Below are 12780 nucleotides of genomic sequence, written 5' to 3'. Positions count from 1 at the left end.
TCGATGCCGGCAAAGCTCATCATCACTGTGACGCCGCCGTCGGGAACGTCCCGTTTACCAGAACCAGGCTGCACGACCCGCGGCACAACGCGGGCAACCACCCGATGCACAACCACCTCATCATCACGTCCCTCGACCTGACCCGGCCCGGTGGCGTCGTCGACGTCATCTCCTCCGCGTTCACCAGGGACGCCAGAACCCGGCAGCTCGCCGCGAAATCTACGAGACAGCCGACCTGCTCGGCGCCGTCCGACTGCCAACCGGCGCGCACCGTCGCGCCGCCGGCACCGACGCCCTCACCGACGCCCTCACCGACGCCCTCACCGACGCCCTCACCGACGTCCTGATCTTCCGCAGACGCCCCGCTACGACGCCGCGAGCCGGCGCAGCGGTCCGTCCTCGAACGCGTCGAGCAGGGCGCTGATGTCCTTGTAGACCTCCACCGCCCCGGCCTCCCGCAGCTCCGCCTCGCTCGTGCCGCCCGAAGCGAGTCCCACCGCCGGGATCCCCAGTGCGGCCGCGGCCTTGACGTCCCAGATGGAGTCGCCGACGAACACGGTGTTCGCCGCGTCGAGCCCGCCAGCCTCGAGCGCTGCCGCCAGGATGTCCGGGGACGGCTTGCTGTTCTCGGCGTCGGACGAGCTGGTGGCAGCGCTGATGGCCTCGTCGGCGCCGATGATCCCGCGGGAGACGCCCACCTCCTGCTGCGAGGAGGAGGAGGCGAGGACCACGGTCAGTCCGTGGTCGGCGCAGCGGCGCAGCAGGTCGCCGGCGCCCTCGAAGGCGCGCAGGCCCGGCCAGTAGCTCGAGAAGAGGGCGCTGTGCGTGGCGTCGAGGTCGGCGTCCTGACCGGTGTCGCGGTCCTCGCCGAGCAGGTGCGCCACGAGCTTGTCGCCACCCATCCCGATGGCGCGGTGGATCTCGGCCAGTGGCACGTCGTGGCCGAAGCGCCGGAAGGCCTGCCACCAGGCCATGGTGTGCTGGTAGTTGGAGTCGACGAGGGTACCGTCCACGTCGAACAGCACCCCGTGCCGTGTGTCCGCTGTGCTGGTGCTCTCTGCCATGTGCTGCCTTCCGCCGGGGTGATGTCCTCCCGACCGAGTCTAGGAACCCGGACATACCGGGGTCGTCGCGGATCTCCGGTTGCGGGGGGCAGGGAAGTGTGGCCCGCGCTCAGGCGGCAGCGACGGGCTCGACGACGATCGCCACGCGGTCGTCGCCGATGCGCGTCAGGACGAGGGTGGCCTTCTTCCGGCCCTTGCCCGATCCGGTCAGCAGCTGCCGGCGGACCTCCTCGGGGGTCACCGAGGTGCCGCGCTTCTTGATGTCGAGCACCCCGATCCCCTCGGCGCGGACCCAGGCCTTCAGCGCCCTGACGTTGTAGGGCCGGACCTCGAGGACCCGGTAGGCGCGTGCGAAGGGGGTGTCGGTGAACGTCGGCGCGCAGATGTAGGCGATCATCGGATCCAGCAGGTGCCCGCCCAGCTGCGCGGCGAGATCCGCCACGAGCTCGGCGCGGATGACGGCGCCGTCGGGCTCGTAGAGATACCCGGCGGGTTCGCCGACGGCGGGTGTGGGCCCGTCGCCGAAGTCCCGCTCCGACACCATCTCCGCAGCGCCCTGCGCCCCGAGGACGAGGGCGGCCCGCCGGACGCGCTCACGGCGGAGCGCGTTGAACCAGAGGGCCACCTCGGTGACATCACCGTCCACGGAGACCCACTGCGCCTCGCAGGTCGCCGGGATGGACGCGTGCGGCATGCCCGGGCCCATCTTCACGCCCACCGGCATGCCGCCGTCCGCGAGTCGCTGCACGAAGGACAGCGGGGGTGAGAAAGCCTCCGGGTCGAAGAGGCGGGACGTCCCCGACGTCGTCGTCGTCCTGCGCGCCGGGTCGAGCCAGACGCCGTCGAACGCCGTGGTGTCGACGGTGGAGGCGTCCGCGTTGACGACGCGCGCGTTGGGGAAGGGGAGCAGGTTCATCGTCGCGGCCGCGGCGGTCGTCTCGTCGAGCTCGACGGCGGTCACCTCGCGCTCGAGGGTGGCAAGGGCCATGCTGTCCGCGCCCAGCCCGCAGCCGAGGTCGGCGATCCTGACCAGTCCGGCGTCGACGAAGCGCTGGGCGTGGCGGGCGGCGACCGTCAGGCGCGTGGCCTGCTCGAGGCCGGCATTCGTGAAGATCATGCGCTCGGCGAAGGGGCCGAACTTGGCGGACGCCTTCGCCCGGAGCCGTGACTGCGTGAGGGCGGCGGCGACCACCTCGGGGGAGTAGCCGGCCTTCCGCAGCTGCCCGGTGAGGCGCAGGCTGTCGGCCTCGGTGTAGGGGCCGAGGGAGTTCAGCAGCTCCCAGCCCTCCGTGGTCAGGATGTCCGCGATGTTGTCCGACGCCATGCTGCCAGCCTAGGCGAAGTACACGCCGATCCTGTTGCCGCGGATCTGCTCCACCTGGATCTCGACGTCGTACACCTCGCGCAGCACGGCCGGCGTCATGATCTGCTCCGGTGCGCCCTGGCGGATGAGGGCGCCGTCGCGCATCGCGAGGATCGTGTCCGAGTAGCAGGAGGCGAAGTTGATGTCGTGGATGACCAGCACCACGGTCTTCCCGAGGTCGTCGGCGAGGCGGCGGAGCAAGCGCATCATGTCCACGGAGTGCTTCATGTCGAGGTTGTTGAGCGGTTCGTCGAGCAGGACGTAGTCCGTGTCCTGGGCCAGCACCATGGCGATGAACGCCCGCTGGCGCTGCCCGCCGGAGAGCTCGTCGACGAAGCGGTGGGCGAGGTCCGTCAGGTCGAGATAATCGAGGGCGCGGTCGATGTGCTCGCGGTCCACGACGGTGGGGCGGCCGTTGTTGTGCGGGAAGCGGCCGAAGCCCACGAGGTCGCGGACGGAGAGCCGGACGGTCAGCTGGTTCTCCTGGCGCAGGATGGCCAGGGTCCGCGCGAGGGCGGGCCCCGCCGTCCTGCTGACGTCCAGCCCGTCCACCACCACCGACCCGGCGTCGAGGGGGAGGAGCCGGCTCATCATGGACAGCAGGGTGGACTTGCCCGCGCCGTTCGGTCCGATGATCGAGGTGACGCCGCCCCGGGGGATGGTGCAGCTGACGTCGTCGACCACCGTGGCGGCGCCGTAGCGCTTGGTGGCATGGTCGATCGTGATCATCGGGCACGGCCTTTCATCGGATACGGCCTTTCAGGAGGAGGACGAGGAAGACGATGCCGCCGGTGAACTCGATGACGATGCTGAGCGCGGTGTCGAACGCGAAGACCTGCTCGAGGACGAGCTGCCCGCCGACGAGCGCGATCACGCCGAGGAGGACGGCGACGGGGAGCACCACGGCGTGCCGGAACTGGCTGCAGAGCTGGTACGCGAGGGCGGAGACGAGCAGGCCGAAGAACGTCGCCGGGCCCACGAGGGCGGTGGAGACGGCGACGAGCACCGAGCAGATCACGAGGACGAGCGTCACCGTGCGCCGGTAGTCGACGCCCAGGCCCACCGCGGCGTCGCGGCCGAGGGCGAGGACGTCCAGCCGGTGGCGGAGCCGCCAGGCGGGGACGCACAGCCCGACGACGGCGACCGCGGAGATCAGCAGGAGCAGCGGGTCGACCCGGTTGAAGCTCGCGAAGAACAGGTCCTGCAGGATGATGTACTCGCTCGGATCCATCAGCCGCTGCAGGAGCGAGGAGGCACCCCGGAAGAACACGCCGAACACGATGCCGACGAGCAGCAGCAGGTGGAGGCTGCGCCCGCTGCCCAGGAACAGCCATCGGTACAGCAGCCAGGAGAAGCCGACCATGAGGGACACCTCGAGGGCGAAGCGGACGGGGGCACCCAGGGTGAGGAGCGTCCCGGCGCCGAGCACGAACGCCAGCACCGTCTGGATCAGGATGTAGAGCGCGTCCAGTCCCATGATCGACGGCGTGAGGATGCGGTTGCCGGTGACGGTCTGGAACAGCACCGTGGACACGCCCACGGCGACGGCGACGAGCACCATCGCGCCGACGCGGTTCAGGCGCCGGGGGAGCACGTACGCGAGGTTGCCCTCGAGGCCCACCAGGAGGAACGCTGCGACGAGGGCGGCAGCGGTGACGCCGAGGACCACCAGCCAGGCGGCGGGCGGGATGGACCGCACGGGTCTCCGCGCGGACTGCACGACGGCGGTCGGCAGGGCGCTGGTCCTAGCGCGCACCGGCGTTCCTCCTCACGAGCAGGGTGATGAACAGGATGCTGCCCACCACGGAGACGATGACGCCCACCGGCACCTCGTAGGGAAACCGGATGATGCGCCCGAGGATGTCGCAGGCGAGGACGAAGCCCGCTCCGACGACGGCGATCCAGGGCACGGCGCGGCGCACGTTGTCGCCGATCAGCAGGGACACGAGGTTGGGGACGATCAGCCCGAGGAACGGGACGGCTCCGACCACCACGACGACGACGGCGCTGATGAGGCTCACGAGCACCAGGCCGAGGTTCATGGTGCGCCGGTAGTCCAGCCCGAGGTTCGTGGTGAACTCCTCGCCCATCCCGGCGACCGTGAAGCGGTCCGCGCAGAGGTAGCCGACCACGGCGAGGACGGCGACGATCCACAGCAGTTCGTAGCGGCCGCGGACGAGCCCCGAGAAGTCGCCGATCATCCAGGTGTTGAGGGTCTGCAGGAGATCGAACCGGTAGGCGACGAACGTGGTCACCGAGGCGATGACGCCGCCGAGCATGATGCCCACGAGGGGGACGATCAGGGTGTTGCGCAGCGGGATGCGGCGCAGGACGGTCAGGAAGAGGGCGGTCCCGGCCATGGCGAAGACGGCGGCGACGAGCATCTTCCCCATGATCGGCGCTCCGGGCAGGACGAGCGTGGCCACGAGGATGCCCGCCGTGGCGGACTCGACCGTCCCCACCGTGGAGGGTTCCACGAACCGGTTCCGGGCCATGAGCTGCAGGATGAACCCGGCGATGCTGAGGGCGACGCCGGCCAGGACGAGCGCCAGCGTGCGCGGCACGCGACTGACGAGGAAGGTCTGCCAGGCCCCTGCATCACCGGCCAGCAGATCGGCGGGCGAGACGTCGGAGACGCCGACGAAGAGGCTGACGACGGCGAGCAGCAGCACGGTCCCGCCGGCCGGCCACAGGGCGGGTGACCGACGGGAGCCGTGCTGCTGGACCGGCCGCTGCGGCCGGAGGGCGAGTGCTGCCATGGAGGCGCCTGCCGCGGTGCGGTGGGCGGTCAGTCCGTGACGGCGTCGTCGACGGCCGAGACCATGGCGTCGAGGTTGTCCAGGCCGTAGCCGATCAGGTACCAGCTCGCGGAGTCGAGGTAGGTGATGGCGCCGTTCCGCGCAGCAGTCGTCCCGTTCACGAGGTCGTTGTCGAGGACCGCCGCGCCGGCCGCTCCGGCCTCGCCGATGGCGGCGTCGCGATCGATCACGAACAGGTGGGCAGGGTCGACCTCCGCGATGTACTCGAAGGAGACGGCCTCGCCGTGGGTCCCCTCGTGCGTCACCTCGGCGGCGGGTTCCACGCCGAGCACGTCGTGGATCAGGCCGAACCGGGAGCCGGCGCCGTACGCGGTGACCTCGCCCGCGCTGGTCATCAGGACCAGGGCGTCCCCTGCGGAGGCGGCGGCGTCCTTCGTCCCGGCGATCGCCGCGTCGAGGGCGGCCAGACGGTCGGCGACCTCCTCCTCGACGCCGAAGATCCGGCCGAGGGACTCCGTGTGCTCGGCGAAGCTCGCCATTGGGTCGGCCGCATCGATGCTCAGGTCGATGGTGGGGGCGATCGCGGAGAGTTCGTCGTAGGAGTCGGCGACGCGGCCCGAGATGATGATGAGGTCGGGGGCAGCCGCGGCGATCGCCTCGAAATCGGGTTCCTTCATGGATCCGATGGCGGTGATGTCCCCTCCCTCGTAGGCCGAGAGCTGCGCGGGCAGGGTGCCCTGCGGGACGCCGTCCACCTCGACGCCGAGCGCGTCGAGTGTGTCCAGGGCGCCGAGGTCGAAGGTGAAGACCGTCTGCGGGTCCACCGGCACCTCGGTGGTCCCCTGGGCGTGCTCGATCGGGACGGTCGGGGAGGCTGCGGACTCGCCGGCGGCGTCGGAGGACCCGCCGCACGCCGTCAGGGCGAGGGTGGCTGCGGCGGCGGCGGAGAGGACGGCGAGGCGCACGTGTGACATGGATGGACTCCGGGGGGAAGGGGCCGGGTGGCCCACGGACAACGAGGTAAGGAAAGCCTTACCTGACCGAATCTAGGCGACCGGTAGGGAATTACGCAAACGAAGCGTGACGTATTAGGTCACGGGTCGCTCCCGGCCCGCGCGCACGGTCATCGATTGGCACTCACCTTGACCGAGTGCCAGCCCTTGCATACAGTCGGAGTTGGCACTCGCTCATGGCGGGTGCTAATCCCGAGGGAAGCGTTCGCCGGCACCGCGACGACGGTTCACGCCCAGCCCGACGGCCCCCAGTCCATTGGTATCGAACGCAAAGGAGAGCCCGTGTCGGTCTCTATCAAGCCGCTTGAGGATCGTATCGTTGTCCGCCCGCTCGAAGCCGAGCAGACCACTGCTTCCGGCCTCGTCATCCCGGACACCGCCAAGGAGAAGCCCCAGGAGGGCGAGGTCGTGGCCATTGGACCCGGCCGCGTCGATGACAACGGCAACCGCGTTCCCGTCGACGTCGCCGAGGGCGACATCGTCATCTACTCGAAGTACGGCGGAACCGAGATCAAGCAGGGCGGCCAGGAGTACCTCGTGCTCTCCGCCCGCGACGTCCTCGCGATCGTCGTCAAGTAACACCCCGATTGGAGAAGCCCCGGCCCGAAGTGGCCGGGGTTTTTCTCGCTGCACAAGCCTGAAAGGAACCAACGAATGGCAAAGCAGTTGGAATTCAACGACGCCGCCCGCCGTGCCCTCGAGGCCGGCGTGGACAAGCTCGCGAACACCGTCAAGGTGACGCTGGGCCCCCGCGGACGCAACGTCGTGCTCGACAAGAAGTGGGGCGCCCCCACCATCACGAACGACGGCGTCACGATCGCCCGCGAGGTCGAACTCGACGACCCGTACGAGAACCTCGGCGCCCAGCTCGCCAAGGAGGTCGCCACCAAGACGAACGACGTCGCCGGTGACGGAACCACCACCGCCACGGTCCTGGCCCAGGCACTCGTCAAGGAAGGCCTCCGCAACGTCGCCGCCGGCGCCGCTCCGGGCCAGCTCAAGCACGGCATCGAGGTGTCGGTCCAGGCCGTCGCCAAGCGCCTGCTGGAGAACGCCCGCGAGGTCGTGGGTCAGCAGACCGCCGACGTCGCCTCCATCTCCGCCCAGAGCACCGAGGTCGGCGATCTCCTCGCAGAGGCCTTCGACAAGGTCGGCAAGGATGGTGTGATCACCATCGAGGAGTCCTCCACCACGCAGACGGAGCTCGTCCTCACCGAGGGCATGCAGTTCGACAAGGGTTACCTCTCGCCGTACTTCGTGACCGACGCCGAGCGCCAGGAAGCCGTCCTCGAGGACGCGCTCATCCTCATCAACTCCGGCAAGATCTCCTCGCTGGCGGAGTTCCTGCCGCTGCTCGAGAAGGCCCTGCAGGCCGGCAAGCCGCTGTTCATCATCGCCGAGGACATCGAGGGCGAGGCGCTCTCCACCCTGGTGGTCAACAAGATCCGCGGCACCCTCAACGTCGTCGCCGTCAAGGCCCCGGGCTTCGGTGACCGCCGCAAGGCCATGATGCAGGACATCGCCACCCTCACGGGTGCGCAGGTCGTCTCGCCGGACCTCGGCCTGAAGCTGGACCAGGTGGGCCTCGAGGTGCTCGGCTCCGCACGCCGGATCACCGTCACCAAGGACGCCACCACGATCGTCGACGGCACCGGCAGCGAGTCCGACGTCGCCGACCGCGTGGCGCAGATCCGCGCCGAGGTGGAGCGCACCGACTCCGACTGGGACCGCGAGAAGCTCCAGGAGCGCCTCGCGAAGCTCGCCGGCGGTATCGGCGTCATCAAGGTCGGCGCGGCCACCGAGGTGGAGCTCAAGGAGAAGAAGCACCGCATCGAGGACGCCGTGTCCTCGACGCGCGCGGCCCTCGAAGAGGGCATCGTGGCCGGCGGCGGGTCCGCGCTGGTCCACGCCGGCAAGGCACTCGACACCGATCCGGACGTGCTGGCACTCGAGGGCGACGCGGCCACCGCCGTCGGCCTCGTCCGCCGCGCGCTCGCCCAGCCGCTGCGCTGGATCGCCGAGAACGCCGGCCACGAGGGCTACGTCGTCGTCGCGAAGGTCTCGGACCTCGAGGTGGGCCACGGTTTCAACGCCGCCACCGGCGAGTACGAGAACCTCATCGAGGCCGGCATCATCGACCCCGTCAAGGTGACGCGTTCTGCGCTGCAGAACGCGGCCTCGATCGCGGCCCTGGTGCTCACCACGGAAACCCTCGTGGTCGAGAAGCCCGAGGAATCCGACGATGAGGGCCACGGCCACTCGCACTAGTCACAGGGGCTCCGGCCCGCTGCGTCCTGAAGCACCCCGGCTCTGCGGAGCCGGGGTGCTTCTGCGTCCGGGCTGGTTGGTGGCCGGCCGGCGTCGCTCCTGCCCGCCCGCCGCGGCCACGCCGTGGGCATGACCGAACATTCCCACTCGACGGGTGCAGCGCGTGGGATCAGGCCGGACAACGACGAGGCCCCGGCACCCAACGGGTACCGGGGCCTGCTCGTGGTGCTTCGGGTCAGGCGTCGACGACGATCGCGTTGACGACGGGCTGGCGGTTGTAGAACCGGCGCATCCAGTTGGCCGTGGCCCGCTCGATGATGTCCTCGGGGTCCTGGCGGCGGCCGCCCTGGCGGTTCGAGGCGGCATCGCGCAGCGCCTTCTCGACGGCGGCGCCGGCCTTGTCGAGGTCCTCGTCGGAGCAGGAGAAGCCCTTGGTGAAGAACTCGGGTGCCTCGACCATGTTGCCGTTGTCCGGGTCGATGATCGCGAGGATCGTGACGACGCCCTCCTCGGCCAGGCGGCGGCGCTCCACGAGGTCCTCCTCGGTGATGCCGCCCACGCTGTCGCCGTCGACGAAGACGAGCCCTGCGTCGACCTTGCCCGAGATGGTCGCACGGCCGCGGACGAGGTCCACGGTCACCCCGTCCTGCGCGAGGACCACGTTGCGGGGATCGACGCCGGTGGCGACGGCGATCTCCGAGTTGGCCCGCAGGTGCCGCCACTCGCCGTGCACCGGCATGACGTTGCGGGGCTTGACGATGTTGTAGCAGTAGGCGAGCTCGCCGGCGCTGGCGTGGCCGGAGACGTGCACCTTCGCGTTGCCCTTGTGGACCACGTTGGCGCCGATCTCGGTGAGCGCGTTGATGATGCCGTAGATCGCGTTCTCGTTGCCCGGGATGAGCGAGCTGGCCAGCAGCACCGTGTCACCCTCGGTGATCCGGATGGCGTGGTCGTTGTTGGCCATGCGGGACAGGGCAGCCATCGGCTCACCCTGCGAGCCCGTGCAGATGAGGACCACCTTGTGGTCGTCGCTGCGCTCGAGCTTCTTGAAGTCCACGAGCAGGCCCTGCGGGATGTTCAGGTAGCCGAGATCCGCCGCGATGGTCATGTTGCGCACCATGGAGCGGCCCACGAAGGCCACCTTGCGGCGGTGGCGGTGGGCGGTGTCGATGATCTGCTGGATGCGGTGGATGTGGCTCGCGAAGCTGGAGACGATGATCCGGCGCGGGGCGGTGCGGAACACGGCGTCGATCGCGGGGCCGAGGTCCTTCTCCGACGTCGTGAAGCCGGGGACGTCCGCGTTGGTGGAGTCGGTGAGGAACAGGTCCACACCCTCCGCGCCCAGCCGGGCGAAGGAGCCGAGGTCGGTGATGCGCTTGTCCAGCGGGAACTGGTCCATCTTGAAGTCGCCGGTGTGCAGCACCATGCCGGCCGCGGTGCGGATGGCGACGGCGAGGCTGTCCGGGATGGAGTGGTTCACGGCGACGAACTCGAGGTCGAAGCCGCCCATCGTGCGCCGCTCGCCCTCCTTGACCTGGATGGTCTTCGGGGTGATGCGGTGTTCCTTGAGCTTGGCCTCGATGAACGCCAGCGTGAGGCGCGATCCCACCAGGGGGATGTCGGCGCGTTCCTTGAGCAGGTAGGGCACACCGCCGATGTGGTCCTCGTGGCCGTGCGTGAGGACCACGGCCACGACGTCGTCGAGGCGGTCGCGGATGTAGGAGAAGTCCGGCAGGATCACGTTGATGCCGGGCTGGTGCTCCTCCGGGAACAGCACCCCGCAGTCCACGATGAGCAGCTTGCCCTCGAACTCGAAGACGGTCATGTTTCTGCCGATTTCACCGATACCTCCGAGAGCGACGATGCGCATGGCTCCCTTGGCCAGTTCCCGTGGTGCTTTCAGTGCGGCAGGTCTTTTATTCACAGATCAGGTTTCTCTCGTTGGTGGGGAGCGGCGGGGGATCGGCCGTCAGACGAGCGTCGTCGAGGCCGGTGGACCCGGCGATTCCGTTCTGGTGGTCCCCTGCGTTCGGGGAAGATACTCCTCCTAGAGTACGGGGTTCGGCGCGCGGGCGGGGGCCGGCGGGTCCGCCGCGATGCCGGACGACGACGGCCGGGCAGTAATCTGGAGCTTTGCGTCCCTTTCCCGTGCCCGTCCCGCAGAGGAGGAACAGCGTGGTCCCCACCCTGGTGAGCGCTGCTCCGGCCGGTCCGCCGGTGGCGTCCGCGACGTCGTCCGCCGGCGGCGATGCCCGCCGTTTCCGCCCCGAGGTGCAGGGGCTGCGCGCCCTCGCCGTCGCGATGGTGGTGGTCTACCACGTCTGGCTGGGCCGGGTGTCCGGCGGTGTGGACGTCTTCCTGCTCGTCTCCGCCTTCCTGCTGACGGTCACGTTCACACGGAGGCTCGAGGCGCAGCAGCCCCTCGCGCTCGTGGCGTACTGGCTGAACCTGCTGAAGCGGCTGCTGCCCGCCGCCGTCGTGGTCCTCCTGTCCGTCCTCGCCGCGACGGCCGTCTTCGTGCCGAGCTCGCGGTGGCGTGCGGTGTTCGACCAGACGTGGGCGTCGCTGACGTACCGGCAGAACTGGGAGCTGGCGGGCAACGCCGTGGACTACTACGCCCTGGACCACAGCGCGGCCAGCCCGCTGCAGCACTTCTGGTCCCTGTCCATCCAGGGGCAGGTGTTCCTGCTGTGGCCGCTCCTCTTCGCGGCGGCCGGCGCGCTCGTCGCCGTCACGCGCCTGCGTCCGCGGCCCGTGCTGATGGCCCTGTTCGGTGCGCTCTTCGTGGTGTCGCTCGCGTTCTCGGTGTGGCAGACGGGGGCGGACCAGGCGGCCGCCTATTTCGACACGCGCGCCCGGCTCTGGGAATTCGCCCTCGGGTCCCTCGTGGCGCTCGCCCTGCCGTACGTGGTGCTCCCGCGGCGCGTGCGGGTGGTCCTCGGCTGGGCCGGCGTCGTGATGATGCTGGCGTGCGGTGTCCTCCTGCAGGTGCAGCAGCAGTTCCCGGGCTTCGTGGCCCTCTGGCCCACGCTGGCCGCGGCCGCGGTGATCGTCGCGGGGCGCACGGACAGCCCGGCCGGCGTGGACCGCTGGCTGTCCTCGGGGCCGCTCCTGCGGCTCGGCGGTGCGTCCTACGCGCTCTACCTGTGGCACTGGCCGATCCTGGTCGTCTGGCTCGTCGTCGCCGGCCGGCAGGAGGCCGGGCTGCTCGACGGCGCCGTCATCATCGGCGCCTCCCTCGTGCTGGCCGTGCTCACCACGCGCTTCGTCGAGGAGCCCGTGCGCTCGTGGTCCTGGCCCTCCGCGAAGCGCCGGCGCACGGGCCTCGTGGCCGCGCTGGCCCTCGCCCTCGTGGCCGTCCCGCTCTCCGGCTGGGAGTACCGGGTGCAGGCGCAGGAGACGGCCGTGGAGCAGCAGACGCGCGCCGACAACCCGGGCGCCGAGGCCCTCCACCCCGACTTCGAGTACCGGGGCGCGGAGGATGCGCTGGTGACGCCGCTCGCGAGCAGCCTCGGCGCGGAATGGGCCGCCGTGGACGGGCCGTGCTCGGACGCCCTGATGCCCGCCGACCCGCAGCTGTCCTCGTGCGTCCAGACGGGGGACGAGGCGACGGCGGAGCGGACCGTGCTGGTGCTGGGCGACTCCCACTCGCAGATGTGGATGACCGCGCTCGGTGCCATGGCCGAGACCAACGACTGGCTCGCCGTCTCCGTGCACCGGCCCAACTGCCGGTTCGTCGATGCACGCGAGAGCGTGGACCCGGAGTGCCACGCCTTCAACGAGGCCGTCCGTGCCTACGCCCTGGACCTCGCCCCGGACGCCGTGCTCACCGTCGGGACGCGGACGGACTGGAGTTCGCCGGCGGAGGAGGTCCCGGCCGGCTTCGAGGCGGGCGTCACGCCGCTCCTGGACGCCGGCATCCCCGTCGTCGCGCTCCGCGACACGCCGCGCTTCGAGGAGGACATGGCCGAGTGCACGGCCCGCCACGCCGCCGACCCCGCGGCCTGCGACGTCCCGGCGTCGGAGGTGCTCGCGCCGTCGTCGCCCCTCCTGCCCCTGGCCGGACGGCTGCCCGGCCTCGACCACGTGGACCTGACCGATATCGTCTGCGCGGGGGCGACCTGCCCCGGGGTGGTGGGGAACGTCCGCGTGTACATGGACCGCGACCATCTCTCCAGGACGTACGTGGAGACCACCGTCCCGGTCTTCGAGGAGCGCTTCACGGCCGCCCTCGGCTGGTGACGTGAGCGCTGTCACCGGAATAGGGCACCTCCCCGATCCGTTCTAGACTGTCAGGGCCCGTCGGCGCATCC

The 12780-nt window shown here is 70.3% G+C and carries 11 protein-coding genes; 4 read left to right on the top strand and 7 right to left on the bottom strand.

The window, feature by feature from the left end; all coding sequences use genetic code 11:
- The first annotated feature begins 104 nt into the window (after positions 1-104).
- Positions 105-347, top strand: coding sequence for a hypothetical protein (locus MWM45_RS12665; protein WP_336296666.1), 243 nt, complete (start codon positions 105-107; stop codon positions 345-347).
- Between the two features lie 18 nt (positions 348-365).
- Here MWM45_RS12665 and MWM45_RS12660 read toward each other — a convergent pair whose 3' ends face one another.
- The 6 genes from MWM45_RS12660 to MWM45_RS12635 all read right to left on the bottom strand — a co-directional run bounded on the left by MWM45_RS12660 (position 366) and on the right by MWM45_RS12635 (position 6160).
- Positions 366-1064 (bottom strand): HAD family hydrolase, encoded by a 699-nt coding sequence (locus MWM45_RS12660; RefSeq protein WP_247826751.1) that lies wholly within the window; start codon positions 1062-1064, stop codon positions 366-368.
- 109 nt (positions 1065-1173) lie between these two features.
- A complete protein-coding gene (locus tag MWM45_RS12655) occupies positions 1174-2388 on the bottom strand; it encodes a class I SAM-dependent methyltransferase (protein WP_247826750.1) in 1215 nt (404 codons plus the stop codon).
- Between the two features lie 9 nt (positions 2389-2397).
- Positions 2398-3156, bottom strand: coding sequence for an iron ABC transporter ATP-binding protein (locus tag MWM45_RS12650; protein WP_247826749.1), 759 nt, complete (start codon positions 3154-3156; stop codon positions 2398-2400).
- 13 nt (positions 3157-3169) lie between these two features.
- Positions 3170-4183 (bottom strand): iron chelate uptake ABC transporter family permease subunit, encoded by a 1014-nt coding sequence (locus MWM45_RS12645; RefSeq protein WP_247826748.1) that lies wholly within the window; start codon positions 4181-4183, stop codon positions 3170-3172.
- Positions 4173-5186 (bottom strand): ABC transporter permease, encoded by a 1014-nt coding sequence (locus MWM45_RS12640; RefSeq protein ID WP_247826747.1) that lies wholly within the window; start codon positions 5184-5186, stop codon positions 4173-4175. The genes MWM45_RS12645 and MWM45_RS12640 overlap by 11 nt, the downstream gene beginning before the upstream one ends.
- Positions 5187-5215: 29 nt before the next feature.
- Positions 5216-6160 carry a siderophore ABC transporter substrate-binding protein gene (locus MWM45_RS12635; RefSeq protein ID WP_247826746.1) on the bottom strand — a complete coding sequence of 315 codons (945 nt, stop codon included), beginning with the start codon at positions 6158-6160 and terminating at the stop codon, positions 5216-5218.
- A 321-nt stretch (positions 6161-6481) separates the two neighbouring features.
- Here MWM45_RS12635 and groES point away from each other — a divergent pair, with 321 nt between their 5' ends.
- Both groES and groL read left to right on the top strand, forming a co-directional pair.
- Positions 6482-6778: a co-chaperone GroES gene (groES, locus tag MWM45_RS12630; protein ID WP_043440874.1), complete on the top strand. Its 297-nt coding sequence runs from the start codon at positions 6482-6484 to the stop codon at positions 6776-6778.
- Between the two features lie 75 nt (positions 6779-6853).
- On the top strand, positions 6854-8467 hold the full coding sequence (gene groL, locus MWM45_RS12625) for a chaperonin GroEL (protein WP_043440877.1): 1614 nt from the start codon (positions 6854-6856) through the stop codon (positions 8465-8467).
- A 235-nt stretch (positions 8468-8702) separates the two neighbouring features.
- Here the strand turns inward: groL and MWM45_RS12620 are convergent, their stop codons facing one another.
- Entirely contained in the window at positions 8703-10337 is a 1635-nt protein-coding gene (locus MWM45_RS12620; RefSeq protein WP_082045971.1) for a ribonuclease J, read from the bottom strand.
- 305 nt (positions 10338-10642) lie between these two features.
- On the opposite strand from MWM45_RS12620, the gene MWM45_RS12615 reads away from it, so the two are divergent.
- Positions 10643-12709, top strand: coding sequence for an acyltransferase family protein (locus tag MWM45_RS12615; protein ID WP_247826745.1), 2067 nt, complete (start codon positions 10643-10645; stop codon positions 12707-12709).
- The last annotated feature ends 71 nt before the right edge of the window (positions 12710-12780 follow it).

The organism is Arthrobacter antioxidans, assembly GCF_023100725.1.
GTDB lineage: Bacteria > Actinomycetota > Actinomycetes > Actinomycetales > Micrococcaceae > Arthrobacter_D > Arthrobacter_D antioxidans.
The sequence above is the reverse complement of the archived record's forward strand: the minus strand, read 5'-3'. Positions and strand labels throughout refer to the sequence as shown.

Excerpts from the sequence above, each read along its gene's own strand:
- MWM45_RS12665 (WP_336296666.1), top strand. The coding sequence starts at position 105 with ATGCACAACCACCTCATCATCACGTCCCTCGACCTGACCCGGCCCGGT.
- MWM45_RS12660 (WP_247826751.1), bottom strand. The coding sequence starts at position 1,064 with ATGGCAGAGAGCACCAGCACAGCGGACACACGGCACGGGGTGCTGTTC.
- MWM45_RS12655 (WP_247826750.1), bottom strand. The coding sequence starts at position 2,388 with ATGGCGTCGGACAACATCGCGGACATCCTGACCACGGAGGGCTGGGAG.
- MWM45_RS12650 (WP_247826749.1), bottom strand. The coding sequence starts at position 3,156 with ATGATCACGATCGACCATGCCACCAAGCGCTACGGCGCCGCCACGGTG.
- MWM45_RS12640 (WP_247826747.1), bottom strand. The coding sequence starts at position 5,186 with ATGGCAGCACTCGCCCTCCGGCCGCAGCGGCCGGTCCAGCAGCACGGC.
- MWM45_RS12635 (WP_247826746.1), bottom strand. The coding sequence starts at position 6,160 with ATGTCACACGTGCGCCTCGCCGTCCTCTCCGCCGCCGCCGCAGCCACC.
- groL (WP_043440877.1), top strand. The coding sequence starts at position 6,854 with ATGGCAAAGCAGTTGGAATTCAACGACGCCGCCCGCCGTGCCCTCGAG.
- MWM45_RS12620 (WP_082045971.1), bottom strand. The coding sequence starts at position 10,337 with ATGCGCATCGTCGCTCTCGGAGGTATCGGTGAAATCGGCAGAAACATG.